22 protein-coding genes are annotated in these 24,337 nt (G+C 71.8%); 12 read left to right on the forward strand and 10 right to left on the reverse strand.

Annotated elements, in window-relative coordinates:
* Positions 1–65: 65 nt before the first annotated feature.
* From ACZ6NZ_RS30100 to ACZ6NZ_RS30115, 4 genes are all read right to left on the reverse strand, one after another.
* Positions 66–1,214, reverse strand: coding sequence for an MFS transporter (locus ACZ6NZ_RS30100; RefSeq protein WP_465861241.1), 1,149 nt, complete (start codon positions 1,212–1,214; stop codon positions 66–68).
* Between the two features lie 74 nt (positions 1,215–1,288).
* Positions 1,289–1,768: a hypothetical protein gene (locus ACZ6NZ_RS30105; protein WP_366609007.1), complete on the reverse strand. Its 480-nt coding sequence runs from the start codon at positions 1,766–1,768 to the stop codon at positions 1,289–1,291.
* 9 nt (positions 1,769–1,777) lie between these two features.
* The gene (locus tag ACZ6NZ_RS30110; protein WP_465861242.1) at positions 1,778–2,251 is read right to left on the reverse strand and encodes a GNAT family N-acetyltransferase; all 474 of its coding nucleotides are present in this window, start codon (positions 2,249–2,251) and stop codon (positions 1,778–1,780) included.
* 10 nt (positions 2,252–2,261) lie between these two features.
* Complete coding sequence (locus tag ACZ6NZ_RS30115; protein WP_465861359.1) at positions 2,262–2,855, reverse strand: TetR/AcrR family transcriptional regulator; 594 nt, start codon at positions 2,853–2,855, stop codon at positions 2,262–2,264.
* A gap of 169 nt (positions 2,856–3,024) precedes the next feature.
* On the opposite strand from ACZ6NZ_RS30115, the gene ACZ6NZ_RS30120 reads away from it, so the two are divergent.
* The 4 genes from ACZ6NZ_RS30120 (at position 3,025) to ACZ6NZ_RS30135 (ending at position 6,446) form a co-directional block, all read left to right on the forward strand.
* Complete coding sequence (locus tag ACZ6NZ_RS30120; RefSeq protein ID WP_465861243.1) at positions 3,025–3,579, forward strand: Uma2 family endonuclease; 555 nt, start codon at positions 3,025–3,027, stop codon at positions 3,577–3,579.
* A 565-nt stretch (positions 3,580–4,144) separates the two neighbouring features.
* The gene (locus tag ACZ6NZ_RS30125; protein ID WP_124859437.1) at positions 4,145–4,414 is read left to right on the forward strand and encodes a hypothetical protein; all 270 of its coding nucleotides are present in this window, start codon (positions 4,145–4,147) and stop codon (positions 4,412–4,414) included.
* Positions 4,414–5,451, forward strand: a complete 1,038-nt coding sequence (locus tag ACZ6NZ_RS30130; protein ID WP_465861244.1) for a hypothetical protein — start codon at positions 4,414–4,416, stop codon at positions 5,449–5,451. Before ACZ6NZ_RS30125 ends, ACZ6NZ_RS30130 begins: the two co-directional genes overlap by 1 nt.
* Positions 5,452–5,516: 65 nt before the next feature.
* Positions 5,517–6,446, forward strand: coding sequence for an LLM class F420-dependent oxidoreductase (locus tag ACZ6NZ_RS30135; RefSeq protein ID WP_465861245.1), 930 nt, complete (start codon positions 5,517–5,519; stop codon positions 6,444–6,446).
* 33 nt (positions 6,447–6,479) lie between these two features.
* Here ACZ6NZ_RS30135 and ACZ6NZ_RS30140 read toward each other — a convergent pair whose 3' ends face one another.
* On the reverse strand, positions 6,480–6,902 hold the full coding sequence (locus ACZ6NZ_RS30140) for a hypothetical protein (RefSeq protein WP_366609002.1): 423 nt from the start codon (positions 6,900–6,902) through the stop codon (positions 6,480–6,482).
* Positions 6,903–7,052: 150 nt separating this feature from the next.
* Here ACZ6NZ_RS30140 and ACZ6NZ_RS30145 point away from each other — a divergent pair, with 150 nt between their 5' ends.
* Entirely contained in the window at positions 7,053–7,775 is a 723-nt protein-coding gene (locus tag ACZ6NZ_RS30145) for a hypothetical protein (protein WP_465861246.1), read from the forward strand.
* Entirely contained in the window at positions 7,772–9,043 is a 1,272-nt protein-coding gene (locus tag ACZ6NZ_RS30150; protein WP_465861247.1) for an FAD-binding protein, read from the forward strand. Before ACZ6NZ_RS30145 ends, ACZ6NZ_RS30150 begins: the two co-directional genes overlap by 4 nt.
* On the opposite strand, the gene ACZ6NZ_RS30155 is transcribed toward ACZ6NZ_RS30150, so the two are convergent.
* Positions 9,028–10,173, reverse strand: a complete 1,146-nt coding sequence (locus tag ACZ6NZ_RS30155; protein WP_465861248.1) for a site-2 protease family protein — start codon at positions 10,171–10,173, stop codon at positions 9,028–9,030. The two genes, ACZ6NZ_RS30150 and ACZ6NZ_RS30155, sit on opposite strands and share 16 nt — an antisense overlap.
* A gap of 76 nt (positions 10,174–10,249) precedes the next feature.
* A complete protein-coding gene (locus ACZ6NZ_RS30160) occupies positions 10,250–11,104 on the reverse strand; it encodes an alpha/beta hydrolase (RefSeq protein WP_465861249.1) in 855 nt (284 codons plus the stop codon).
* Between the two features lie 281 nt (positions 11,105–11,385).
* On the opposite strand from ACZ6NZ_RS30160, the gene ACZ6NZ_RS30165 reads away from it, so the two are divergent.
* Complete coding sequence (locus ACZ6NZ_RS30165; protein ID WP_465861250.1) at positions 11,386–12,258, forward strand: ATP-binding cassette domain-containing protein; 873 nt, start codon at positions 11,386–11,388, stop codon at positions 12,256–12,258.
* 16 nt (positions 12,259–12,274) lie between these two features.
* Here ACZ6NZ_RS30165 and ACZ6NZ_RS30170 read toward each other — a convergent pair whose 3' ends face one another.
* Together ACZ6NZ_RS30170 and ACZ6NZ_RS30175 are read right to left on the reverse strand one after the other, a co-directional pair.
* The gene (locus ACZ6NZ_RS30170; protein WP_465861251.1) at positions 12,275–13,186 is read right to left on the reverse strand and encodes a L,D-transpeptidase; all 912 of its coding nucleotides are present in this window, start codon (positions 13,184–13,186) and stop codon (positions 12,275–12,277) included.
* 75 nt (positions 13,187–13,261) lie between these two features.
* A complete protein-coding gene (locus ACZ6NZ_RS30175; RefSeq protein ID WP_465861252.1) occupies positions 13,262–14,707 on the reverse strand; it encodes an alpha-amylase in 1,446 nt (481 codons plus the stop codon).
* Between the two features lie 270 nt (positions 14,708–14,977).
* Here ACZ6NZ_RS30175 and ACZ6NZ_RS30180 point away from each other — a divergent pair, with 270 nt between their 5' ends.
* From ACZ6NZ_RS30180 to ACZ6NZ_RS30200, 5 genes are all read left to right on the forward strand, one after another.
* Positions 14,978–16,597 (forward strand): hypothetical protein, encoded by a 1,620-nt coding sequence (locus tag ACZ6NZ_RS30180; RefSeq protein ID WP_465861253.1) that lies wholly within the window; start codon positions 14,978–14,980, stop codon positions 16,595–16,597.
* Entirely contained in the window at positions 16,597–18,060 is a 1,464-nt protein-coding gene (locus ACZ6NZ_RS30185; protein ID WP_357223860.1) for an NADH-ubiquinone oxidoreductase-F iron-sulfur binding region domain-containing protein, read from the forward strand. The genes ACZ6NZ_RS30180 and ACZ6NZ_RS30185 overlap by 1 nt, the downstream gene beginning before the upstream one ends.
* A gap of 51 nt (positions 18,061–18,111) precedes the next feature.
* Positions 18,112–18,759, forward strand: a complete 648-nt coding sequence (locus ACZ6NZ_RS30190; protein ID WP_465861254.1) for a TlpA family protein disulfide reductase — start codon at positions 18,112–18,114, stop codon at positions 18,757–18,759.
* The gene (locus ACZ6NZ_RS30195; RefSeq protein WP_465861255.1) at positions 18,756–19,658 is read left to right on the forward strand and encodes a cytochrome c biogenesis CcdA family protein; all 903 of its coding nucleotides are present in this window, start codon (positions 18,756–18,758) and stop codon (positions 19,656–19,658) included. The genes ACZ6NZ_RS30190 and ACZ6NZ_RS30195 overlap by 4 nt, the downstream gene beginning before the upstream one ends.
* A 96-nt stretch (positions 19,659–19,754) precedes the next feature.
* On the forward strand, positions 19,755–22,898 hold the full coding sequence (locus ACZ6NZ_RS30200) for a discoidin domain-containing protein (protein WP_465861256.1): 3,144 nt from the start codon (positions 19,755–19,757) through the stop codon (positions 22,896–22,898).
* 150 nt (positions 22,899–23,048) lie between these two features.
* Here the strand turns inward: ACZ6NZ_RS30200 and serS are convergent, their stop codons facing one another.
* Complete coding sequence (serS, locus tag ACZ6NZ_RS30205) at positions 23,049–24,332, reverse strand: serine--tRNA ligase (protein ID WP_465861257.1); 1,284 nt, start codon at positions 24,330–24,332, stop codon at positions 23,049–23,051.
* Positions 24,333–24,337 lie beyond the last annotated feature (5 nt).

Below are 24,337 nucleotides of genomic sequence, written 5' to 3' on the forward strand. Positions count from 1 at the left end.
GGTCCTGGACGCACCGCCGCGCCTCGCCGCGCACCTGCGGGCCGTGCACGACGTTGCCGCGCAGCTCACCCGCGGCGGAACGTGGCGACCACGACGGCGGTCAGGCAGATTGCCGCGGCTGCCATGAGCGGCGGGCGGGCACCGAGGTGAACGGCTGCGGAGCCGAGCGGAATCGCCACGACGAGGGGTCCGAACATCGCGGTGTTGGCCGTCGCGGAGACCCGTCCCAGCAGCGCTGACGGCGTGTGGGTCTGCACGGCGGTCACCGCCGCGACCAGGGTCCAGGGCAGCCCGACGCCGGCCACCACCGCCCCGACGACAGTGGCCGGCCACCACGGCAGGCAGCGTGTCAGGCAGCCGACCGCGAACAACGCCGATCCGGCGACACCCACGGCCACGCAACCTCTCGCCGCGATGAGCCGGCCGACGATCAGGCCACCGAGAACGGAACCGGCGCCCTGCGCGCTGGCCAGCACACCCAGGAATGTCGTCGGCAGGCGTAGCTCGGTCACCACGATCGCGTAGATCCCGGCGGTCGTGAAGCCGGACATGGCGATCGACACCGCGGCGAGCGCGACCGCCAGCCGTGTCGCTCGCTGTCGAAAAAGGACCATCAATGCGGTACGTGGGCCGTCGCCGCGCTCGGTGGGCCGGTCGGCGGGCGCACGCTTCAGGCGAAGGAGGGCGTAGAGGGTGGCGACCAGGACCGGCATGGCGGCACTGAGGACGGCGACCGCATGGCCGCCCCGCCACGCGTAGAGGCCGGCCCCGGCCAGGGGAGCGACGAGCTTCATGCCCTCCTGCGCGCTGGAGCGCCACCCGTTGACGTCACCGAGTTCCGCCGGCGCGAGTGCCGACGGCAGCAACGCCGTCTCGCCGGCGTCGATCAGCACGTAGCTGACGCCGTAGGCGCACCCGACGGCGAAGATGAGCCAGGTCTGCCCCGGCCCGCGTACCGCGAGAAGCGTGAGCAGGGCGGCCGCCAGCATGAGGTTGACGGCGATGACCAGTGGCCTTCGGGCCGCCCGGTCGAGCAGACCGCCCAACCACGGGCCGGTGAGCACCGGGGCGTAGACGCAGAGCCCGGCGAGGGCGGCGAGGCCGGCGGAGCCGGTGAGGTCCAGGATCCAGATGCCGGCGACCAGGGACATGGCGCTGCTGCCGAAGCCGGACAGCAGAGAGATCGCCACGAACAGGCCCGCGTTGCGACGCATGAGCACTCCGAGGTGAGTCGAGGTGACTCAATCCTCAAGCCTGAGCGGAGCGCAGGCAATGCTGCTGACCTCCGTCAACGAACCGTTGACAGGGCGGCGTCGATCTTCGTCGCGGCCGTCCGCGCGGGCGCGGGCAGCCGCTCACCCGCTTCGGCGAGATCGGTGGTGAGGTGCAGGGCCAACGCGTGCAGCGAACCCGGGGCCGCGTCCAGGGCGGCGTCCACGGTGCTGCGAACGAGCGCCGCTCGACGGAATCGGCTGTCCCACCGCTGGTCGGCCCCGATCCACCGGGCCAGGTCCGCCACCGCCGCCCGCAGCGCCGCGATCTGCTGAGGCAGCTGGAGGTCGAGCTGCCGCCGCCGCGACCACCGCGCCGCCACCAGCCGTTGTCGACGCTGCTCGGCCGCCTGCCGGCTGCCGAGGCCGAGTGCCGTCGCGATCTGAGCCCAGGTCGCACCGTCGTGGCGTGCCCGGTCGATGAGCTCCAGCTCCTGCTCGTCCAGGCGGGCGCGGGTGGCGCGGACCTCCGCCAGCCGGGCCAGCTCCGACGTCATCCGTCAACGTTACATTGACACTGTCGGAATCTCGGAGGTGATCCTCTTGGGTGCGCGAACCATGAACACGTCCACCGGATCCTCGGTGTCGAGGGTGAAACCGTGCCGCTCGTACAGGCTGCGGGCCGGGCTGCCCCGCAGCACGTTCAGTCGGACGGGCGTGCCGGCGCTGTCGCACCGGCGCAGCAACTCGCGCAGCACTGCCGTGCCGATGCCACTGCCCTGTAGCCGCGGAGCCAGGTAGAAGTGCTCCAGCCAGTGGGCGTCCGCGGCGGGCCGCAGCGCCACGCAGCCGGCGAACGCGCCGTCCACCTCGACGACCCAGGTGTACGCCGGTGCGAAACCGTCCCGCAGGCGCTGCCGCACCCGCTGTTCGTCGTACCGCCCGAGCCGTTCCAGATCGGCCCGCAGTGTCACCGCCCGCAACTCGGCCACCGCCTCGACGTCCGCCGCCGAGGCAGGCCGAAGCTCCCAGTTCGCCATGATCAGCAAGCTATCGCGGCTCGGTGACCTGGTGTTGGCGCAGCCCCGCGACGAGGAGTTCGACCATGCGACGGGCGTCATAGCGGGGTTCGCCGGCGCCGATGCAGAGATTGCCGACACCGCGCAGCAGCTCGAAGGCCGTCACGCCGGGCCGGATCTCGCCAGCCGCGGCAGCCGCGTCGAGCAGTTGGGCGCACACCGGCAGGAGTCGGTCCAGGAAATAGGCGTGCAGCGCCTCGAAGGCCGCGTTGTCGGACTGTAGCGCCTCGGCGAGGCCGTGCTTGGTGACCAGGAAGTCGACGAAGAGATTGATCCACCGGGCGAGGGCGGCGTGCGGTGTGTCGCTCTCCGCCAGCAGCGTCGGGCCGGCCTCCGCGCAGGCCTCGACCTGGTGCCGGTAGACGGCGACGATGAGGTCGGCGCGGGTCGGGAAGTGGCGGTAGATGGTGCCCACACCGACGCCGGCCCGGGTGGCGATGTCGCGTACGGGCACGTCCACGCCCGAGGTGACGAAGGCCGAGGCGGCGGCGGCCAGCAGTGTCGCCTCGTTGCGCCGGGCGTCGGCCCGCTTCCGCGGGGTCGGCCTGCCTGGTTCGCCGTCGATGTCGACCAACGCGCCGTTACCTCCATCAAACAGTGTTCCGTGTCGTGGTTAGCGGAACCTGGTTCCACTTGCCTAGAATGCCAGATCGGGTGGGCCGGTCGCCACCGCGGCGGACGCTGCGCCCATCGGGTGCGGTGCTCGGCACCGCTGGTCACCTAGGATGAGACCCATGAGCGCTGAGGCTGTCGGCATGCACATGCCCGCCGTTGTGACGCTCGAGGACGTGGCGGCGATGAACGCCGCCGATCCGAACGGTCACCGCTACGAGACCAGCCCCGAGGGGGTCCTGTCGGTCATGCCGCCGCCCGATTCGGAACACGCCATGATCGCCAGCCGCCTCTTTGCCTGGCTGATCCTGGCCGGGTGGCCCGCCGAGCAGGTGCTTCAGGCGGTCGGTGTGCGCATCTCCGGGCCGGACGGTGACGGTGGCCGCATCCCCGACGTGAGCGTCTGGCGTAAGCCGCCGTCCCGCAGCGTCTGGGCCACTGTCGCCGACGTCGTACTCGTCGTGGAGATCGTCTCGCCGGGCTCGGAGGCGATGGACTCGGTGACCAAGGTCCGCGAATACGCGTCGGCGGGGATCCCGCAGTACTGGGTCGTCGATCGGGACGGTGCGCAGACGGTAACCCTCCACCGGCTGAGCAGGGACGGCAGCTACGAGACGCGGGCACGGATGCCCCTGGCCTGGCTGCTCCAGACCGCCCCCGCCGACCATCTCGACTGAAAGCCAGCACCGACAAGCCGGGCCTGTCTTGTCGTTCCGGGACGGTGCGGCCGGTGTGGGCGAACGCTGACGCGTACGAGGCGTATGTGGGTCGGTGGAGCCGCCTGGTAGCGGTCGAGTAACCGTCGCCCCCAGCTCTTCCGCGCTCTTGTCGCAATTCGGACAAGACGGTAAAGCCCCTGGTAGAGCACCCTTGGGGCAGGTGGAGGTAGACGGGTGGCGGGCCACATCCCGATCCTCCGGCCCGGCGGGGACAACATCGTCCGCACCGGTGCCGCCCTCACCCAGCCCGGCCTCGAAGCCGTGGCGGTCACGGCACAGCTGCCGTGCCGATCACGCGTACGACAGGCCGTCGCTGTCACCGACACCCCTGCGGGCGCCCGCAGCGGTGCCTCCGCCCATCGGGACAAGGACGTCAGCACCATCGGCAGTCAGGCAGCGCCGTCCGCCGGTCGTGCCCACCGTCCCCGTGCCCCGCCGGCCTTTCGCACTGTGGACCCCGTCGGGGTCCGGCGTCGCTCGACCGCGCGCCGAGGCCCGGCGACCGAGCAAGAAAGGGCCCGACATGGCCGCTCCCACAGCAACCGCAGCCCTGAACGCATCCGTCTTCGCGCCGGGTGACCAGATGCTGTTGACCGTCACCTACTCAGACGCCGACACCAAACCGCTGACCGTCACCATCGTGGTCACCGACGCGCAGGGCAACAGCAGCGCGCCGGTCAAGGTCACGGCGGTCATCGACCCGCTCACAGTGACCGTCACCGACAACTCCGGACGTACCTGGACCCGGGTCTCCGACAACGGCTCCGTGGCCGTGTATCGGTCGGTGGCGTGATGCCCCGGGTCACCGTCCAGGTCCGCGACGCCGCCGGCAACACCGCGACGGCAGCCGCCGACTACAGCCTGAGTCAACCCGTGCTCGGCGGCTACTACCTCTCCGGGGGCGCCGACCCGACCGCCGACATGACCGGCGGCAACTTCCGGTCGCTCACCCAGTACCGCAGCTTCGCCGACGGCTACATCTTCCCCGGCTACAACCGGCCCTGGTTGGTCAACCTGGGTAAGGCTGGTGTGCAGATGAACATGGTCCTGGAGCTGAAGAGTTACGGCGCCCCGAACTATGGCCCGCAGAGCTTCACTGTGGATGGCGTCAGCTACACGGTGCCGGCCCCGTCGATGACCATTCAGCAGCGATCCGGCACCACCTGGCCGAGGGCGTACGGGTACAACCAGGTGATCAAGGGGCAGTGCGACGGGCTGTTCGCCCGCGCCCTGTCGCAGTACCGGTCGCTCGGTTTCGGGGTGAACATCCAACTCGCCTCGGAACTGGACACCGATCACGAGTTCGGCACCACCGAGGACGGGAAGGCGTACACCTGGGCCGAGTCGGACGCTCGCGCGGTGCAGGCGATGAACTACATCCTGACGTGGTTCAAGGCCCGGACCCTGCCCACCGGGACGACCTTCTCGGTCGGGTTGGGCGGCTTCGACCGGGAATGCTTCCAGCGCACCCACCCGGAGGCGCTGATGTCCCGCCTCGACTACCTCCAGTGGAACGTGTACGGCACCAGCGCCAGCCACACCGCGCTGGCCCGGTTTCGGCGCACCAAGGACTGGGCGGTCGCGGATCTCGGCCCGGTGGCGCTGTCCCGACCGGTGATCATCGCGGAGTGGGGCGTCAGGGTCGCCGAGATTCCGAACCAGGCCGCCTGGATCGCCACCGTCCCGCCGGCGATCGCCCAGCTCAACGCCGAGCGAGGACCACGGATCGTGCGCACCAACTACTTCAACTCCGGCTGGGGCACCCTGGTGCCGAAGGCGGTCGGGTTGACCGCGCTCCGCGAGGCGTACGCCAAGCGGCCGTACGTGTGAGTGACACCGGCGGCCCGGTCGGCATCCCGCCGATCGGGCCGACCGGGGAACCCTATGCTCGGATCATGGAACTTCGGATCTTCACCGAGCCCCAGCAGGGTGCCAGCTACGACCAGTTGCTCGCCGTCGCCCGCTGCGCCGAGGACGCCGGCTACGGCGCGTTCTTCCGGTCCGACCACTACCTGAAGATGGGGGACGTGAGCGGCGAGCCCGGCCCCACCGACGCGTGGACCACGCTCGCCGGCCTGGCCCGCGAGACCAGCCGCATCCGGCTCGGCACGCTCATGACCGCCGCCACCTTCCGGCTGCCCGGCCCGCTGGCGATCACGGTCGCGCAGGTCGACCAGATGAGCGGCGGCCGGGTGGAACTGGGCATCGGCACCGGCTGGTACGCCGAGGAGCACAGCGCGTACGGCATCGCGTTCCCGCCGCTGGGCGAGCGGTTCGACCGGCTGGCGGAGCAGCTCGCCGTCATCACCGGGCTCTGGGCCACGCCCCCGGGGGAGCGGTTCGACCACGACGGCCGGTACTACCCGGTCCGGAACTCGCCGGCCCTGCCCAAGCCCGTGCAGCAGCCCCGTCCTCCGATCCTGCTCGGCGGTACGGGCGCGAAGCGCACCCCTCGGCTGGCCGCCCGCTACGCGGACGAGTTCAACCTGCCGTTCGCCTCGGTGCCGGACACCGCCGCGCAGTTCGACCGGGTGCGCGCGGCCTGCGTCGAGATCGGTCGGGACCCGGCCGAGATGGTCTGGTCCAACGCCCTGGTGCTCTGCTGCGGGCGCGACGACGCCGAGGTGGCCCGCCGGGCTGCCGCCATCGGTCGCGATCCGGACGAGCTGCGGGCCAACGGTCTGGCCGGAACGCCCGCCGAGGTGCTGGACACCATCGGCCGGTACGCGGAGATCGGCAGCGAGCGGCTCTACCTTCAGGTGCTCGACCTCAGCGACCTGGAGCACCTGGAGCTGGTCGCCGGCGAGGTGATGGCGAAGCTCTGAGTCGGTCGGGTGGCCGTCCGACGACGCTGCCGGTCAGGCCCGGTGCAGACCCGTCCCGACCGCGCTCGGGTCACCCAGCACGGTGTCCAGCCGCCCGTCGCGGTCACTGTCCACGTAGGTGATATCCGGGATCCCGTCACCGTCCACGTCGATCTGGACGACGTCGGCGACGCCGTCACCGTCGAGGTCGGTGACCACCTCCACCGAGCCGTCCAGGTGACGCGTCACGATCGACTGTGCGCCCGGAGCGCGCGGCGGCGGGCCGGGTGCCGGCACCGGCGTCGGGGCGGGCGCGGGCGCCGGTGTGGGCCGAGGACCGGGCGTTGGCGACGGGTGGCTCGACAACCCGCCGGCCGGCGGCGCGCTGGCCTGCTCGACCTCGGTGCCGGTCGGGTCCAGCTCCTCCTCGGAGGGGAAGACGTCGCCTCGTGCGGCCGGATCACGGTAGCTGCTCATGGGCGTAGGGTTCCCCGACGACGACGAGAACAACCGTGCCCGATCGACCGGTGTCCCTGGTGCCCGGTCTGGCGGAAGATGTCGGGACCGACGCCACGGTCATGAAACGGGGGTCCGAGCGTGGAACTGCGCCGGAATCGGGGGGCCCGTGTGCTCGCCTCGGTGTGCGTACTCGGTGGGGTGCTTCTGTTGGTCTATCCCAGCGACGGCGCCCTGCTACGGACGATCATCGCGGTGGGGGCGATCGCGCTCGGCGCGGTGGCGCTGGTCAGCGCGATGCGGCCGTTCCGGTTCAGGATCCACTCGGAAGGGCTCAGCATCCGGCGTCCCGGCCTGCGCCGGGAGATCCGGTGGGACGAGGTCGACACGCTGGTCCTCGACGAGCCGCCCCGACGCGACGGCTACGCGAAACCGCCGCGACTGTTACTGGTTCCTGTGCAGGGTGTGCCCCGTGAGCTGGTGACGGCGCGCCACCCGTCCGACGGTCGCCCGGCCATCGAGTTGCTCGTCCTCGACCAGGTCCGGGAGCAGCCCGAGCAGGTGTCGGCCGCGTTGACCCGCTATGCCGGCGACCGGTTCGTCGACCTGCTCGCGGTGCGCCGCGCCGCCTTCGAGGCACCGGAGTTCATGATCGGTCTGCGTGGCTACCAGATGGACCGGGTCGACCGGTTGATCCGACGCGGCCAGGACGCGCTGATGTCCGGGGACACGTCAGCCCGGAAGGCGGCCCGCGGGGAGATCGAACGCGCCACCAGGGCCGGTCTGCCGATCGCCCAGCGTGGCTACAACACATCCGAGACGGATACCGTTCTGGGTGCCCTCGTCGCCGCGTTGGCCGACCACCAGAGCACCGATCGGGAGACCGCCACATGACCGCGCAGGGACCGCACACCGCGTCGAGCACTGACGTTCCGCGCCGCAACTGGGCCGGCAACGTGCGGTACGCCGCGACGGCGTTCCACCGCCCCACCTCCGTCGACGAACTGCGCCGGCTCGTCGCCGGCAGCAGCCGGATCCGGGCGGTGGGCAGCGGACACTCCTTCAACCGTCTCGGCGACACCGACGGTGACCTGGTCAGTCTCGCCGGGCTGCCCCCGGTCGTCGAGGTGGACCACGAGCGCGGGCAGGTCACCGTGAGCGGCGCGATGCGCTACGGCGACGTCGCCCGACAACTGCACACCCAGGGGTACGCGCTGGCGAACCTCGCCTCGCTGCCGCACATCTCGGTGGCCGGAGCGGTGGCCACCGCCACCCACGGCTCCGGCCAGACCCACGGCAACCTGGCCAGCGCGGTCGCCGGCCTGGAACTGGTCACCGCCGACGGCGACCTGCTCCGGGTCGACCGCGATACCGACACGTTCGCCGGCATGGTGGTCGGGCTCGGCGCGCTCGGCCTGGTCACCCGGGTCACCCTGGACGTCGTACCGACCTTCGCGCTGCGCCAGTACGTACGCCTCGATCTGGACCGGACGGCGTTGGACGAGGCGCTCGGCTCGGCGTACAGCGTGAGTCTCTTCACCGACTTCCGTACGCCCCGACTGCGCGAGGTGTGGCGCAAGCAGGTCGCCGACGAGCCGCCACCCCCGGCGGACTGGCTGGGCACCACGCCGGCCGACCAGCCCCGGCACCCGGTGCTCGGGATGCCGGCGGAGAACTGCACGCCGCAGCTCGGCGAGCCGGGCCCGTGGCACGAGCGGCTGCCGCACTTCAAGCTCGGCTTCACCCCGAGCAGCGGCGACGAACTGCAGTCCGAGTACCACGTCGCGCGTACGGCGGCGGCGGACGCGCTCGCCGCCCTGGACGACGTGGCGGACCTGATCGCCCCGGTGCTGCTGGTGTCCGAGCTCCGGACGGTGGCGGCCGACGAGCTGTGGCTGAGCCCGAACCACCGGCGGGACAGCTTCGTACTGCACTTCACCTGGGTCGACGACACTGCGGCGGTGCTGCCCGTGGTGGCCGCCGTGGAGGAGCGGCTGGCGCCCTTCGCGCCCCGCCCGCACTGGGGCAAGGTCTTCGTCACCGACCCGGCCGAGTTGGCCGCCCGCTACCCGCGCTACGCCGACTTCGCCGCGCTCCTGGCCGACCTCGACCCGAAGGGCACGTTCCGCACCGCGGCCCTGGACCGCTACTTCCCCCGCTGACCGCCCTGGCCAACCAGGGTGCTGCGTTGGACGGCGCGGCTGATGTCGCTGGGGGAGACGATGCCGGTCAGGTGGCCGTCCTCGGTCACCACCAGGGCGCGGCCGTCGGCGCACTCGGAGAGCCGGGGGAGCAGGTCGTTGAGCTGTTCACCGGGCTGCGCCAGCACCAGATCGTCGGCTCGACAGGCGACCTCGGCCAGCGTGGTCGACGCCCGCCGCTCCGGCGGTACGCCCCGCACCCGGTCGACGGTGACCAGCCCGGTCGGCCGGCCGTCCTCGGTCAGCGGCAACGCCGAATGCCGGTACGCGAACAGGTAGTGGTCGACGAAGTCCGCGACAGTCATCTGCGCCGAGGCGGTCTGCGGCTGCGGGGTCATCACGTCGCCCACCCGGATCCCGCGCAACGCGGTGCCGGTGCGGGCCTGTCGCTCCTCCATGCCGGCCGCGCCGATCAGGAACCAGCCGATCAGCGCCAACCAGAGCCCGCCGAAACCGACGCCGGACAGGAACTGCCACAACCCCAGGCCGATCAGCAGCACGCCCAGCACCCAGCCGGCCCGAGCGGCGACCACCGACGCCCGGGTCCGGTCGCCAGTGGCCTTCCATACCGCGGCGCGCAGCAACCGGCCGCCGTCCAGGGGCGCGGCCGGCAACACGTTGAAGACGGCCAGCAGTACGTTGATCCCCGCCAACCAGGCCACCGCCCCGAACAGCAGCCCGCCCTGCCCGGCCAGCGCCAGCAACGCAGCGATGGCACCGAAGAACGCCCCGATCAGCAGGCTGACCAGCGGGCCGACGCCGGCGATGCGCAACTCCGCGCCCGGGTCACGCGGCTCGCCCCGCAACTCGGCCACGCCGCCGAACAGCCACAGCGTGATGCCGTCGACCTCCAGGCCGTTGCGTTTGGCCACCACCGCGTGCGACACCTCGTGGGCGAGCAGGCCGACGAAGAAGACCACCGCCGCGGCCAGGCCGGCGAGGGCGTACGCCACGGGTGAGCGGTCCGGGTACGAACGCGGGAACTGGTTCGCGGCCAACCCCCACGCGATCAGCGCGAAGATGACCAGCACGCTCCAGTTGACACCGACCGGCACCCCCGCGACCCGGCCAAGCCGGAAACTGGCCCTCATCGCACAGAGGTACCCCGCCAGGACGCCGACATGCGGCACCGCCAGCGTGGTCTTGCCTGATCTTGGAGGCCGAGGGTCAGCGGCGGGGGGTTTCGCTGGCGATGGTCGCCTCGCGGGGCAGGGCCGCCGCGCGCAGCGCCCAGTCCAGCGCGTAGTCGGCGATCGGCTCCCAGCCGGGTTGGCCGACGGTGAAGTGTGACCGGCCGGGGAACTGCTCGTACGCGGTGAGGGCGCGGGACTTCTGGTAGAGCCCGGCGTTGGCGCGGACCACCGACGCCGGCACCACGTGGTCGGCCTCGCCGGCCATCAGCAGTAGCGGGGCCCGGTCGGTGCGCCCGACGTCGACCCGGGCGGGTGAGCGCGGGTCGACGTTGGCGAAGGCGCCCTCGAAGAAGACCCGGCCAGCGCCCGGGACGGCGTAGCGCTGCCAGGCCCGGTCGGACTCCTCGCGGCTCATCGTGTTGCCGAAGGTGTAGGCGAAGTCGTCCTGGCTGAACGGGACGGCCTTGCTGCGGTTGGCGGGGCTGCGCAGGATCGGGAAGCCCGAGCGGAGCTGACTCAGCGGCACCTTGAGCACCCCCTTGATCGCCGCGGGATGCACCCCCACCACTGCCGCGCCGAGACCCCGGTCGGCGAGGACCTGGGCGAACAGGCCGCCGAACGAGTGACCCATGATGATCGGCGGTCGGGGCAGCGCCCGGATGATCTTGTCGTAGTGCGCGACGATGGTGGCCATGCTCTGCTCGGCGATGGGGCCGGGGTCGTCGCGCAACTGCTCCACGGACCGGTCCATGCCGGGCCAGGCGGGGGCGATGACGTGCATGCCGCGTTCGGTGTAGCGCTGGGCCCACCCCTCCCAGCTGCGCGGCGTCATCCAGAGCCCGTGGATCAGCACGATCGTGTCGAGCTGACCCTGCGGCGTGGCACCCATCGTGTCCTCCCGGTGTCGCGGCTTCGGCCCGGCGGTTACCCGCTGCCGCGCCGGGAATGCCTCCGCCGGCTGTCGACTCGGCGGGTCGCGCTCGCGGGCGGATGTGGCAGTGAGCGTGATGACTCAGGGACATCATGATGACTCAGGGACATCACGCTCGTTTCGGTGTTGGCTCGCACGGAGGTCACTCTCCGTGGTGCCGGGCCCCCTGACAAATGTCACGGCCGGAGCGTGACGACCGCTCCGGGCATCGGGGCACGCGCCGCCGGAGCATGACTGGCATGACCAGTACGCATCCGGCTGTCGAGTTGGACGGCCTCACCAAGAGCTTCGGCGCGGTCACCGCTGTCGACGGGTTGAGCCTTCGGGTGCAGCCCGGCGAGGTGGTGGCGTTCCTCGGCCCGAACGGCGCGGGCAAGACCACCACCATCGACATGCTGCTCGGGTTGTCCCGCCCGGACTCGGGCACCGTCCGCGTCCTCGGTGGCACTCCTGACGACGCGGTGGCCCGAGGTCGCGTCGCCGCCGTACTCCAGACCGGTGGTCTGCTCAAGGACCTCACGGTGGGCGAGACGGTGCGGATGACCGCGCACTTCTACCGGCACACCCGCCCGGTGGCGGAGGTGCTGGAGCGGGCCGGTATCACCGACATCGCCGATCGGGTGGTCGGGCGCTGCTCGGGCGGTCAGCAGCAGCGGTTGCGCTTCGCCCTGGCCCTGCTGCCCGACCCGGACCTGATGGTGCTCGACGAGCCGCTGCCGACCTGCCGGGTCCTCGTGGTGACCACCTTCGGTCGGCCCGGCTACCTGCGTCGGGCCATGGAGGCCGGTGCGAGCGGTTTCGTGGTCAAGGACACCCCGGCCCGGCAGCTCGCCGACGCGGTCCGCCGGGTGTACGCCGGCCTGCGGGTGGTCGACCCGACGCTGGCCGCGGAGACGCTGGCCGCCGGGCTCAGCCCGCTGACCGAGCGGGAGACCGAGGTGCTGCGCACGGCCCGGGGCGGTGGCAGCGTCGCCGACCTGGCCAGGGCGTTGCACCTGTCCGAGGGGACGGTACGCAACCACCTGTCGGCGGCGATCGGCAAGACCGGTGCCCGTAACCGGGCCGACGCGATCCGGGTCGCCGAGCAGAATGGCTGGCTGCTCGGCGAGTGACCGTGCGCGCCGGGGCTCAGGCGGTCGGCGGTGGGGCGGCCAGTTGGTCGACGACGACGACGCTGCTGCCAGGGCGGACCTCGGCGAGCAGTTCCCGCTGACCGCTGCGGGTCAGCCGGATGCAGCCGTTGGTGGTGTTCTCGCCCAGCTCGTCGTCGTTGTGCCAGGTGTGCACCCCGATGTGCGCGCCGCGCAGCCCGGACGGCACCGACTCGGGGTCGTCGGGCACCGACCCGAGGGCGTAGATGTCCACCCCGCCGTAGACCTCCTCCGGCGGTGGGGTGCGGCCCAGGATGAAGGTCCGCCCCAGCGGGGTCTCCTGGCCGGACTGGCCGAGGCTGACCTCCCAGGAGCGCACCGCCTTGCCGGCCCGGTACCAGGTGAGCCGGTGGACCTTGCGTTCCACCACGATCTGGTCGCGCAGCGGCACCGTCTCGAAGCCGCCGGGCGGCAGCCAGGCGAGTCGGCGGTTGGCCGAGGGCAGCAGGACGGCCGTCCAGCCGGCGCGTCGCTGGGCGATCGGCATGGTCAGCTCGACGCCGCGGATGGTCGGTTCGAGGAAGGCGCGCGGTCGACCGCCGGGTGCGTCGTACGCGGCGATCCGTCTGGTCGGGTGCGCGCCGTCGGCCAGCGGTGTGACGTCCATGGTGGCCGGGTCGGCCGGGAACCCCCCGGGTGCGGGGTCGTAGTCGACCACCGGCAGCCCGTCCGGGGCGGGCGCGGCCGGGGGGATCGACTCCTCCGGGCTCTGCTCCACACTGCTCGGCGTCGGGTCGGCCACCGCCACGTCGCGGTCGTCGGGGGCCGTCGAGCTCGGGGTGAGGGCCTGGCCGACCAGCAGCGCGGTCACCAGCAGCGCGGGTACGCCGATCGCGGCGGCCACCCAGACGCCGCGACGGCGGTACGGAGTGTTTCGGTCAAACGGCACGAAACCACTCTATGGTGGCGGATGCTTCGGGGCCCCCGGTTCGGCGAGACCCGCCGTCCGAAGGCCCCGATCGCGTCAGACCCGTGCGCCGATGTGGATGGCCACCGCGTCGTGCGCCGGCACGTTCGCCGCGAACCAGCCGTTACCGTCCACCGTGATCACCGGACCGCTGCACGTCCCACCCGCGTAGGTGCCGTGGATGACGTCGCAGTACCGACCGGCGGGCAACCCCGTGTAGTAGGAGCGGCCGTTCATCGCGGCGTCCTCGTCGTTGACGGTGAGGAAGCCCTTGCCGCTGCGGCTGAACGCGATGTGGTTGTTGCCGTTGTCGTACCAGTTGGCCACTCCCGCGCCCTCGGTGGCGTTGCGGAAGCCGACCATGTTGGCGATCACCGGCCAGCGGTGTTCGCACTCCCAGCCGGAGTAACAGGTGGCGTTGAGCGTCTTGTTGGCGCCGTCCGACGGGGGGCCGGCATCCCGGTTGCTGAAGGTGTAGCTGGACATGACGGTCGGAGAGCCGTACGGCCAGGCCAGCATGAAGGCGTTCGCCAGCGCGTAGATGCCCCGGTCGCGGTAGGTCAGCACCCCACCGGAGTCGCGCTGGGTGTCGTGGTTGTCCACGAACACCGAGGCCGGGCCGGTGGGCAGGTGCCCCCAGCCCTCGCCGAAGTTGCGCAGGTACGCCAACCGCTCGGAGCGGAACACCCGGGCCAGGTCCTTGCCGTAGCGGAACTCGTGCACGTCGCCGTTGCCGGTGTACTCGCTCGGCTGGACCGGCTCGCCGGCACCGTGGATGACCTCCTGCACGATGTACGCGGAGCGGGACAGCTTGCTCCTGATGGCGGCGATGTCGGCGGCCGGCATGTGCTTGCTGGCGTCCAGCCGGAAGCCGTCGACGCCGAGCGAGAGCAGGTCGTTGAGGTACGAGGCGATCTTCGTACGGACGTAGTCCGACTCGGTCTTCAGGTCGGAGAGGTTGACCAGTTCACAGTTCTGCACCTCGTACCGGTCGTTGTAGTTGGCGATGTCGTCGCCGCCGTTGCGCCCGCAGTGGTGGAAGTCCTGGGTCTGGTAGATGCCCGGATAGTCGTAGTGCGAGTAGGACGACCCGGCCCAGCCGGTGCCGCCGTTGGCCTGACCGGACATGTGGTTGATCACGGCGTCGACGATCACCTTGACCCCGGCCGCGTGGCAGGTGTTCACCATCGACTGGAACTGGGCCCGGGTGCCCTTGCGGGACTCGATCCGGTAGCTGACCGGCTGGTACGCCATGTACCACTCGTTGCCCCGTACGTGCTCCTGCGGGGGCGAGACCTGCACGTAGCCGTAGCCCTTGGGGCCGAGGGTGCTCTGGCACTCGCTGGCCACCGAGGGCCAGTTCCACTCGAAGAGCTGGACGATGACCTTCTTGCCGCCGGACGGGGCGGCGACGGCCGGGGGTGCCGTCACGGCGGTGGGGACGAGCAGGCTGGCGATCAGGCCGAGGGCGAGGAGCGCCGAGCCGCGCCGACGTCGGTGCATGGGGACTCCTGACGGGAGCGGGGGTGGTGGTGCGGTGGGGAGGTCCGACTTGCCAAGATCTTGCAAACCTGACTGAAAATTGCTGAAAGGTTACAAGCGTGTTGCGACGACTGTCAATGCATGGGTATTCGTCACTGTCCTGATCGGTCGAAGGAGGCGGGGGGAACGCACGACCGCGCCCCTCGGTTCGATGTCGGCCCAGAAATTTCTTCCCCAGGTGATCCGCGCGCCCCGCCGGTCCGTACTGGATGGGGGAGCAGGGGTCGGCCGGTGGTACGCCGCCGCGAGACGATCGAGGAGCAGATGGCCCGGGCACAGCAGGACATGAAGGCGGCGAAGGTCCGGACCAGCGCCAGCAGTCGGGGGGTGCGCGCCCCGTCACGGTCGGGGGTCGCCCTGCTGATCGCGTCGGCTCTCGCCGCGCTCTGGGCGGCGATCATGCTGACCGGCGTCGGTCAGTCGGCGTACGCGTACGGCTTCTTCTTCACCGAGTTCTTCGCCGGGGTCATCTCCCTGGTGTCGTTGAGTCTCACCGTGATGCTCGGTCTGCTCGCCACCGATCGGCTGGTGCTGCGCATCCCGCACCGGGTGCTGATGCAGTCGGCGCACCGGGCCACCGGCGTGCTGGGCGTGGCCGGGCTCGGCTTCCACGTTCTCACCAAGATCGCTACCGGGCGGGCGGCGCCGACCGACGCGCTGGTCCCGTTCGTCGGCGGCCGGGGGCTCTACATCGGGCTCGGCACTGTGGCGGCGCTGCTGATGGTCAGCGTGATCTGGACCGGCATCATCCGCGCCCGCTTCGCCGGCGTCGGTCCGAAGTGGGTGTGGCGGGCCATGCACTCCGTCGCGTACCTGGCCTGGCCCTTCGCCATCGTGCACGGCCTCAACGCGGGTCGGGCCGCGGCGCCCTGGGTGATGTTCAGCTACCTGGCCTGCGTTCTGCTGGTGGTGCTGGCCCTGCTGGTCCGGTTCTCGGTCAGCATCGGTCGGCGCAGCCGCGAGCAGCACCAGGCAGCGGTGCGCAACGCGGTGATGGCCGGCCGGGCCGAGGAGGCGAAGACCGCCAGGTCGCTGCTGGCCGGGTTGGGCCGACGCCCGAAGGCCCCCGAGAAGCGTCCCGCCTGGGCGGACACCACCACCGCCACCTGGGCCGCGCCGGCCGCGCGCCGCGACCCGGAACGGTTCACCGTCCCGGTGGTGCCCGAGCCCGGTTCCCTGGTCGAGCCGGCCCGGCCGAGCCGCCGTCGGCGGGAGGAGGAGCCGGCCGCCCGCGCCGAGACCGAACGCTCCTCGCGCGGCCGACGTGCCGAGGAGGAGTCGACGACCCGCCGGTCGGCCCGCCGGAGCGTGGAGGAGACCGACACCCGTCGACGCGACGAGGAGGAGGTCGAGCCGGTGACCCGGCGGCGCGCCTCGCGTACCCGCGACGAGGCCGTGCCGACCGGACGGCGTCGCGCCGAGGAGCCGGCCGCCGAGCGGTCCCGTCGCCGGTCCCGCAGCGAGGACGACGGCAGCCGTTACTCGTCGCCGCCGCTGCCGGCCCTCGACGAGCCCGAGGAGCCCTGGGACAGCCCGCGCCGCTGGCAGGCCGACGAGCCGATCTCCGCCGGCCCGGTCTCCAGCAGCCCGATCTCGTCGGCGCCGCGCAGCGGCAGCGGCCGGCACAGCGCCGACGACGACCTGCCCGAGGAGCCGGACTACTGGCGTCCGCCGGCCCGGTACATGCCGGACGAGGTGGCGCCGCCCGTCGACGACACCCCGACCCTCGTCGACCTGGCGTCCCGCCGCGCCAAGCGGGCCGCCGGCGAGGGCAAGTCCAAGCGCCGCAAGGCCAGCGCCGACGCGGTGGACGGGGCGTACTGGGCCGGGCTGCGGGGTGAGGCGAAGTGATGCGGACCGCCGTGCCGCCTGTCGCCTGTGTGGGCGAGCCCCGGCTCACCGCCGGCTTCGCCGAGTACGGCCGACTCGACCTGCGCGCGCACGAGGAGGTGCACGGACCGATCGGCCCGATGGAGCCCGCGCAGCTGCTCCAGCTCGCCGAGGGCATGCAGCTCAAGGGCAAGGGCGGGGCGGGGTTCCCGTTCGCCCGCAAGATGCGCGCCGTGCTGGAGTCCTGCGAGCGGCAGGACCTCGCCGCCGTGGTGGTGGTCAACGCCACCGAGGGGGAGCCGGCCAGCTGGAAGGACAAGGTGCTGCTGACCCGCGCCCCGCACCTGATCCTGGACGGGGCGGCGCTGGCCGCGTACGCGCTGGACGCCGACGAGATCGTGATCGGCGTGGCGGACGACGGGGTCGGCCGGGACTCACTGATGGACGCGCTCGACGAGCGCCGGATGCCGGTGCAGACGACGATCGTCACAGTGCCGCACCGGTTCATCTCCGGCGAGGGCGGCGCACTCGTCAACGGCATCAACGGGCTGCCGCACATCCCGCCGGGCACCAAGAAACGCTCCAGTGACTCCGGGGTCAGTGGCCTGCCCACCCTGCTGTCCAACGCCGAGACGTTCGCCCAGCTCGCCATCGGCGCCCGACTGGGCCCGTACGAGTACGCGGCGCTCGGCACCGACGACGAGCCGGGCACCGTGCTGCTCACGGTCACCGGCGCGGCGGGCCGACCGGCCGTGGTGGAGTGCACCGCCGGCATGCCGCTGCGCGACGTGCTCGACCTGTGCGAGGTGCCGGACGTCCAGGGCATTCTGATGGGTGGCTACCACGGCAAGTGGATCACCCCGGAGGCGGCGGAGAAGGCCGAGGTTTCCCGCAAGGGCCTGGCCGCTGTCGGCGGCACCCTGGGCGCGGGCATCATCGTCCCGCTCGGCGTCGACACCTGCCCGCTCGGTGAGGCCGCCCAGGTGGTGCGCTACCTGGCCGGTGAGTCCGCCGGCCAGTGCGGGCCGTGCAAGATGGGCCTGCCGGATCTGGCCCGAGCGGTGGACCTGGCCGTGGCCGGCAGCCAACCGGCGGACGTGGTGCGCGCCGCCGCCGGTGAGGTGAAGGGCCGGGGCGCATGCAGTCACCCCGATGGCACCGCCCGGTTTGCGCTCTCCGCGATCGAGGTCTTCGTCGAGGATTTGCGGCTGCACAGCACCGGCGACGGCTGTGGCCGACGGGTCAAGGGCATGATGGGGCTGCCGGGCGCACCCGACGCGAACCCGCAGAAGCTCACCCTGGACTGGTCCCGCTGCGACGGGCACGGCCTCTGCGCGCACGTCGTACCGGACTTCATCCGGCTCGACGCGAACGGATATCCGGCCTTCCCGGCCACCCCCGTGCCGACCTGGCTGCGCGAGGGCGCGCTGAAGGCGGTCAAGGTCTGCCCGGAGTTGGCTCTCCGGCTCGCCAAGGCCGAATAGCCAAGCGTCAGGCCCAGCAGGGGTCCCTTCCGGACCGGAACGGAGAAGCGGATGCGGATCAGCAGGGCGTGGAGAAGAGCCGGGCAGTGCCGCCGGGTCGCCGCCGCCGGGGCGCTGGTACTGGCCCTGTTCGGTGTCGCCGCCTGTACCGGCACCGCGCCGGGTGGGCCCGCCGCCGCCGGATCGGCCCCGGCCTCGACCGGTGCGCCGTCCACCTCGACCGGTGCGTCATCCGCACCGACCGGGGTAGCGCCCACGCCGACCGGTGCGCCGTCGGCCGCTGCGGCGCGGGTCCCGGACGTGCTGCGCTTCACCGGGACCACGCTCGGTGGGGCGGCGTTCGACGCGGCACGGCTCGCCGGCAAGCCGGTGGTGCTGTGGTTCTGGGCGCCCTGGTGCGCCACCTGCGCCAGTCAGGCCTGGACGGTGGCCGAGATCGAACCCCGATACCGGGACACCGTGCCGATCGTCGGCGTCGCCGGGCTGGGCGAGCGGAAAGCCATGAAGGAGTTCGTCACCGAGTTCGACCTCGGCGGGACGCCGCAGATCGAGGACGCCAAGGGCGCGCTCTGGAAGCGGTTCAAGGTGACCGAGCAGAGCATCTTCGTGATCATCGACCGGAACGGCGCCGTCGTGCACCACGGCTTCCTGGACGGTGAGGCGCTCACCGCCAAGGTCGCCGCACTGGCCGGGGCGTGACCGCCACTCTGCTGCTCGCGCTGACCGCCGGCATGCTCGGCGCTGTCAACCCGTGCGGCTTCGCGTTGCTGCCCGCGTACCTCTCGCTGTTGGTCGCCGGGACGTCGGACACCCGCGGCGCGGTCGGCCGCGCGCTCACCGCGGCGGCCGGGCTGACAGTGGGGTACGTGCTGGTGTTCGGCGCGTTCGGCCTGGCGCTGGCACCGCTGGCCGGCTGGTTGCGGCCTCGGCTGCCGTGGCTGACCGTGGCGCTCGGCGTGCTGCTGGTGGTGGCCGGCTGCTGGTTGCTGGCCGGTCGGCGGCTGCCCGCCCCCGGCTGGTCGGCCCGGGCGCCTCGGCTGACCCGCTCCTGGCCGTCGATGGTGCTGTTCGGCGCCGCGTACGCGCTGGCGTCGCTCGGCTGCGCCATCGCACCGTTCCTGGCCATCGTGGTGACCAGCCTCCAGGCCGGCTCGACCGGTCAGGGGTTGGCGCTGTTCGGCGCGTACGCCCTCGGGATGGGTCTGGTGGTCGCGGTCGCCGCGCTCGGGGTGGCGCTGGTGCGCGACGGCCTGGTGGCCCGGCTGCGCGTCGCCGGCGCGCTGGTGCCTCGCCTCAGTGGCCTGGTGCTGCTGGTCACCGGCTGCTACGTCGGCTGGTACGGCTGGTACGAGTTGCGCCTCGCCGCCGGCCGCCGCGACGCGCTGCACGACCCGGTCATCCGGGTGGCCGCCCAGGTCCAGCGAGCCCTGGCCGACGCCCTGGATCTGATCGGCCCGGTGGTGCTGCTGGCCGCCCTGGCCCTCCTGCTCCTGACCGCGCTCCTGGCGAAGCGCCGCCCGACCCCAGCCCTCGTCGATCATGAAGTTATTGCCCCGACACGCCGAGGCGGGGAGCAACAACTTCATGATCAACGATGAGGGCGCGGTGGGGGCCTGAGGTAACGCGTTGGTCTTGACATCGGGAAACGATCATCGGAGGCTGGGCTGACAACGTTGTCACACCGAAGGACCGCCATGCGTATATCCGAATTCGAGTTGAGCAGGCGGCGGCTCCTCATCCTTGGCGGCGCCGTCGGCGCGGGACTCGCCATCGCCCGACCCGCCGCCGCCCAGGCCGCGCCAACCACCGCCACGTCACCGGCCGTTGCCACCGGCCCGGTTGCCAGCACCTACCACGCGCTGCTGCTGGCCCACACCCGATGGGCCGAGGAGCAGTGGGATCCGGCGATCAACGCGTACCGCCTCGCGGACTTCCGGTTCGCGGTCGTCCTCGGTAACGCGGTCCTGCTCATCTCGCCCGGGTACGACCCGGCGGCAGCAGGCATCGACCGGGACACCCTGCACGCCCGTACCGTCGCCACCATCCGCCGGTTCGCGGCCACCAACCGGCTCGCCGGCGGCACCGAGTGGGGCCGGCAGCTGTTCTGGGACAGCACCTTCGAGCTGTACTTCGTCCTGGCCGCCCGACTGCTCTGGTCCGAACTGGACGTGGTGACCCGCAACAACGTCGACCGCATCGCCCGTGGGCAGGCCGCGTACGCCCACTCTCTCGGCACCGGTAACGACCCGCTCAGTGGCGCTTGGACACCGAACGGCCTCACCGGTGGCTGGGTCGGTGACACCAAGCTCGAGGAGATGGGGGTCTACGCCCAGGCGATCGCGCCCGGCCTGGCCTGGGCGACGGACGACCCCGCCGCCGCGGCGTGGCGCGAGCGATTCTCGATGTGGACGCTCAACGCGAGTGGACTGCCGGCAGCCGACCGGGCCAACCCCGCCCTCGTCGACGGTCGGGCGGTCGCCGACTGGAACACCGCCCACAACATCCACGACACGTTCCTCGTCGAGAACCACGGCTCCTTCGGCCCGCACTACCAGGAGGAACTGTGGCGCACCGCGGGTCGGACCGCGGCGCACTTCCTGACCGCCGGCCAACCGCTCCCCGAGGCACTGTCCCGGCAGCCCAACGGCGACCAACTGTGGCGGACCATGCGGCTGCTGGCCAGCGATGCCGGCGAGCCCTTCATGCCGATGGTCGCGGACCGCTACCACCTGTACGGCCGTGACGTCCTGCCGCTCGCCTTCCTCGCGCAGGTCCAGGGCGACCGGCATGCCGCCCGGGCCGAGGCGGACCTCGCCGAGCGGCTGATGCCCTACCTGAACTACCCGCCCGAGAATCGGCTCACCAAGTTCAGCGGCGAGCCGAAGTACGAGCCCGAAGCCCGGGCCGAGATCGCCATCAGTTACCTCTTCCATGCCTGGCGAGCAGCCAACGGCGGCGTGGTCCAGCCGGTCACCAGCACCACGTTCTTCGCGGCGGCGGCGGGCACCCGGGACTTCGGGTCGCAGGCCGGGCTGACCGCCCAACAGAGTGCGGCCGCCTTCGCCGCCGCGGTCAGCAAGACCGGATTCGTCTCGTTCCAGTGGGCCCCCGCCCACGACAACTGGTTGTTCGACACCCGGGCCGCCTCGCTGCTGCCGAGGCAGTCCGCGCCGGTCCTCGGCCGCACCTCCGCCGCGTACACCGTGGCCCGCGACGGCCTCGACGCCACCGCGACAGTGCTCCGCGTCGCCGGCGGCACCGCCGGATACGCCACGCTGCCCACCGGAACGGTCGTGTACGCCACCACCGGCACCGGTGCCGACGAGGGCACGTTCACCCTGTTCAACCTGGACATGCCCGGCGTACCCGGGCTCACCGGCACCCGTACCTTCACCGGCGAACAGGGGTCCGTCGCCCTGGCCGGACAGTCGGGCGTCGGCGACGGCGGAACCGACCAGATCAGCTTCGCGCCTCGTTCCGCCCGGTACGTGCGCATGCTCGGTCGAACCCCCTCCACCCAGTACGGCTACTCGCTGTTCGCCTTCGCCGTGCTCGACGCCGGCGGGGTCGACCGCGCCATCGGCCGGCCCGCGACGGCCTCGTCCGCCGACCCCGCCTACCCGGCGGCGCGCGCGACCGACGGCAACCCCTCCACCCGCTGGGCGGTCGCCCGCGACGAACGCGCCCGCGCGGACAGTTGGCTCGCCGTCGACCTCGGCGAGTCCGTCGACATCAACGGCGTACGCCTGGACTGGGAGGCCGCGTACGGCAGCCGCTACGTCATCCAGACCTCGCTCGACGGCACCGACTGGAGCGACGCGGCGGTGGTGCCGGACAGCCCGACCGTCGCCGGCTCCTGGCTGGACGTCGACGGGCGAGCGGGTCTGGTGGTCCACAACGCCCAGAACCCGATCACCGTGACCGCCACCACCGTCACCCTGTCCAGCGGACCGGCCACCGGCAGCACTCGGTTGATCATCGAGGGGTACGCGGGCGCCAGCAGGTCGGCCCTGGCCGCCGCGGCGTCCCGGACCCTGCCCAGCGGCGGTCCGGAGGCGTTGCGGGTGAGTGACGCGGACGGTTACCTGAGCCTGTTCAACCTGTCCGGCGACGACGTCACGGCGGCTTCCGTCACGCTTGCGCAGCACGCCACGCTGCGGTTGTACCGCGGAAGCCAGGTCACCGGATCGGGGACCAGCACCTACCAGGTCGACCTTGCCGCCGCGACCGCACGCGTGGAGCCGCCCCGGTTCATCGTGACCTCGGCGCAGCCGGGGAAGACGGTTCCCGCCGGTACCCGGTTCGACGTCACCGACTCGCACCACCTCCGAGTCACCGCGCCGGCCGGGCAGATCGTGAAGGTGCAGATCGAGTCCGCGGCCGGCGGCGCCCGACAGCGGGTGACGGTACCCGCCGGACACCGCAAGGACGTCGCGTTCGCGGGTGGGACGGTGACGCCGACCAGTGACCTGGCCCGGTCCCGGACGACCTACCCGACGTCACCGCTTCCGGCCGGCATGACCGACCCGTCGGCCGCCGTCGACGGCGACCCGGGGACGGCCTGGCAACCCGGCCCGAACGGGCGGATGGTGGTCGATCTCGGATCGCTGGAGGACCTGGCCTCGGTCCGACTGACCTGGACTCCCGGTCGGCGGCGGCCGGTCACCGTCGCCACCTCGGCCGACGGGCTCGGCTACGTGACGGTCGCCTCGGTGCCGAAGCCGAAACCCGAGACCACCGTCGCGATCGGATCCTCCGCGCGGTACCTGGCGGTCGCGGTCGCCGAATGGCAACCCGGTGACGCCCGGCTGACCTCCGTGGAGGCGTTCGGCGTCTGAACCGTCGAAATCGACCACGGCGGGGCTGGTGCGAACGCACCGGCCCCGCCCCGTCGACACACCCGCGATCTTGCACTTTCTGTCGCCCCAAAAGACGCGGATCGGGGCATCGAGACGACAGAAAGTGCAAGATCGGCGGGGTGAGTGGGTCTAGCGCGGGGTCAGACGGTCGGTGCCCAGGCGGTCCTGGAGGACCTTGGGGATCAGGACGCTGCCGTCGGCCTGCTGATTCTGCTCCAGGATGGCCGGGAAGAGCCGGCTGGTGGCCAGCGCCGACCCGTTGAGGGTGTGCACGAAACGGGTCTGCTTGCCGCCCGGCTCGCGGTAACGGATGGCCGCCCGACGCGCCTGGTAGTCGCCGGCCCAGGAGACCGACGACACCTCCTTGTACTTGCCGGTGCTCGGCATCCACACCTCGATGTCGAGGGTCTTCTTCATCGAGGCGCTGGCGTCACCGGCCGAGAGCAGCGTGCGCTGGTAGTGCAGGCCCAGCCCCTCGACCAGGCTCTCGGCGTGGGCGAGCATCTCCTCCAGCGCCGCGTCGGCCTGCTCCGGCAGGGTGAACTGGAAGATCTCCACCTTGTTGAACTGGTGGCCACGCACCGTGCCGCGCTCGTCCGAGTGCGAGCCGGCCGACTCCCGCCGGTAGCACGGGGTGTACGCGAACGCCTTCAGCGGCAGCTTCGGGGTTTCCAGGATCTCGTCCTGGTACGCGCCGAGGATCGCCGTCTCCGACGTGGGCAGCAGGAACTGGCCGCGCGGGGCGGACGCCGAGTCCAGGTGGTAGACGTCGTCGTAGAACTTGGGGAACTGCCCGGCGGCGAAGCCGGCCGAATCCAGCAGCAGGTGCGGCGGGAGCAGGAACTCGTAGCCAGCCCTGATGTGCTGGTCGACGAAGTAGTTGAGCAGCGCCCACTCCAACCGGGCGCCGATGCCGGTGTAGATCCAGAAACCGGACCCACCGAGCTTGACCCCGCGCTCGTAGTCGACCAGGCCCAACGCGCGGCTCAGCTCCACGTGGTCGCGGACCTTATCGATCACCGGCGGCTCGCCGAAGGTCTTGACCACCCGGTTGGCTTCCTTGCCGCCGGCCACCACGTCGTCGCTGGGCAGGTTGGGCAGCTCGCTCATCGCGTCGCGCAGCCGGGCCTGCACCTCGTCCAGCTGGGACTCCAGCTCGGCGAGCTGCTTACGCTCCGCCTCCGGCGCGACGGCCTGCGGCTCCTCGCCGGCCCGCTTTGCCTGCGCGTACGCCCGGGCCTCGGCCTTGCGGCGCTGCCGCTCGGCGTCGATCTCCGTGATCAGGGCGCGGCGTTCCTGGTCGAGCCGCTGGATCTCGTCCAGGGATCGGGTGACCTCGGCGGGATCCAGACGCTTCGCCAACGCGGTCGCCACCGCCTCGCGATCCTTCCGGATCAACTCCATGTCGAGCATGCTGC

The organism is Micromonospora sp. NPDC047756, assembly GCF_055587245.1.

Excerpts from the sequence above, each read along its gene's own strand:
- ACZ6NZ_RS30130 (WP_465861244.1), top strand. The coding sequence starts at position 4,414 with ATGCCCCGGGTCACCGTCCAGGTCCGCGACGCCGCCGGCAACACCGCG.
- serS (WP_465861257.1), bottom strand. The coding sequence starts at position 24,332 with ATGCTCGACATGGAGTTGATCCGGAAGGATCGCGAGGCGGTGGCGACC.
- ACZ6NZ_RS30150 (WP_465861247.1), top strand. The coding sequence starts at position 7,772 with ATGACCGCGCAGGGACCGCACACCGCGTCGAGCACTGACGTTCCGCGC.
- ACZ6NZ_RS30125 (WP_124859437.1), top strand. The coding sequence starts at position 4,145 with ATGGCCGCTCCCACAGCAACCGCAGCCCTGAACGCATCCGTCTTCGCG.
- ACZ6NZ_RS30120 (WP_465861243.1), top strand. The coding sequence starts at position 3,025 with ATGAGCGCTGAGGCTGTCGGCATGCACATGCCCGCCGTTGTGACGCTC.
- ACZ6NZ_RS30155 (WP_465861248.1), bottom strand. The coding sequence starts at position 10,173 with ATGAGGGCCAGTTTCCGGCTTGGCCGGGTCGCGGGGGTGCCGGTCGGT.
- ACZ6NZ_RS30190 (WP_465861254.1), top strand. The coding sequence starts at position 18,112 with ATGCGGATCAGCAGGGCGTGGAGAAGAGCCGGGCAGTGCCGCCGGGTC.
- ACZ6NZ_RS30135 (WP_465861245.1), top strand. The coding sequence starts at position 5,517 with ATGGAACTTCGGATCTTCACCGAGCCCCAGCAGGGTGCCAGCTACGAC.
- ACZ6NZ_RS30100 (WP_465861241.1), bottom strand. The coding sequence starts at position 1,214 with ATGCGTCGCAACGCGGGCCTGTTCGTGGCGATCTCTCTGCTGTCCGGC.
- ACZ6NZ_RS30110 (WP_465861242.1), bottom strand. The coding sequence starts at position 2,251 with ATGGCGAACTGGGAGCTTCGGCCTGCCTCGGCGGCGGACGTCGAGGCG.
- ACZ6NZ_RS30165 (WP_465861250.1), top strand. The coding sequence starts at position 11,386 with ATGACCAGTACGCATCCGGCTGTCGAGTTGGACGGCCTCACCAAGAGC.
- ACZ6NZ_RS30160 (WP_465861249.1), bottom strand. The coding sequence starts at position 11,104 with ATGGGTGCCACGCCGCAGGGTCAGCTCGACACGATCGTGCTGATCCAC.
- ACZ6NZ_RS30185 (WP_357223860.1), top strand. The coding sequence starts at position 16,597 with ATGCGGACCGCCGTGCCGCCTGTCGCCTGTGTGGGCGAGCCCCGGCTC.
- ACZ6NZ_RS30105 (WP_366609007.1), bottom strand. The coding sequence starts at position 1,768 with ATGACGTCGGAGCTGGCCCGGCTGGCGGAGGTCCGCGCCACCCGCGCC.
- ACZ6NZ_RS30200 (WP_465861256.1), top strand. The coding sequence starts at position 19,755 with ATGCGTATATCCGAATTCGAGTTGAGCAGGCGGCGGCTCCTCATCCTT.
- ACZ6NZ_RS30140 (WP_366609002.1), bottom strand. The coding sequence starts at position 6,902 with ATGAGCAGCTACCGTGATCCGGCCGCACGAGGCGACGTCTTCCCCTCC.
- ACZ6NZ_RS30175 (WP_465861252.1), bottom strand. The coding sequence starts at position 14,707 with ATGCACCGACGTCGGCGCGGCTCGGCGCTCCTCGCCCTCGGCCTGATC.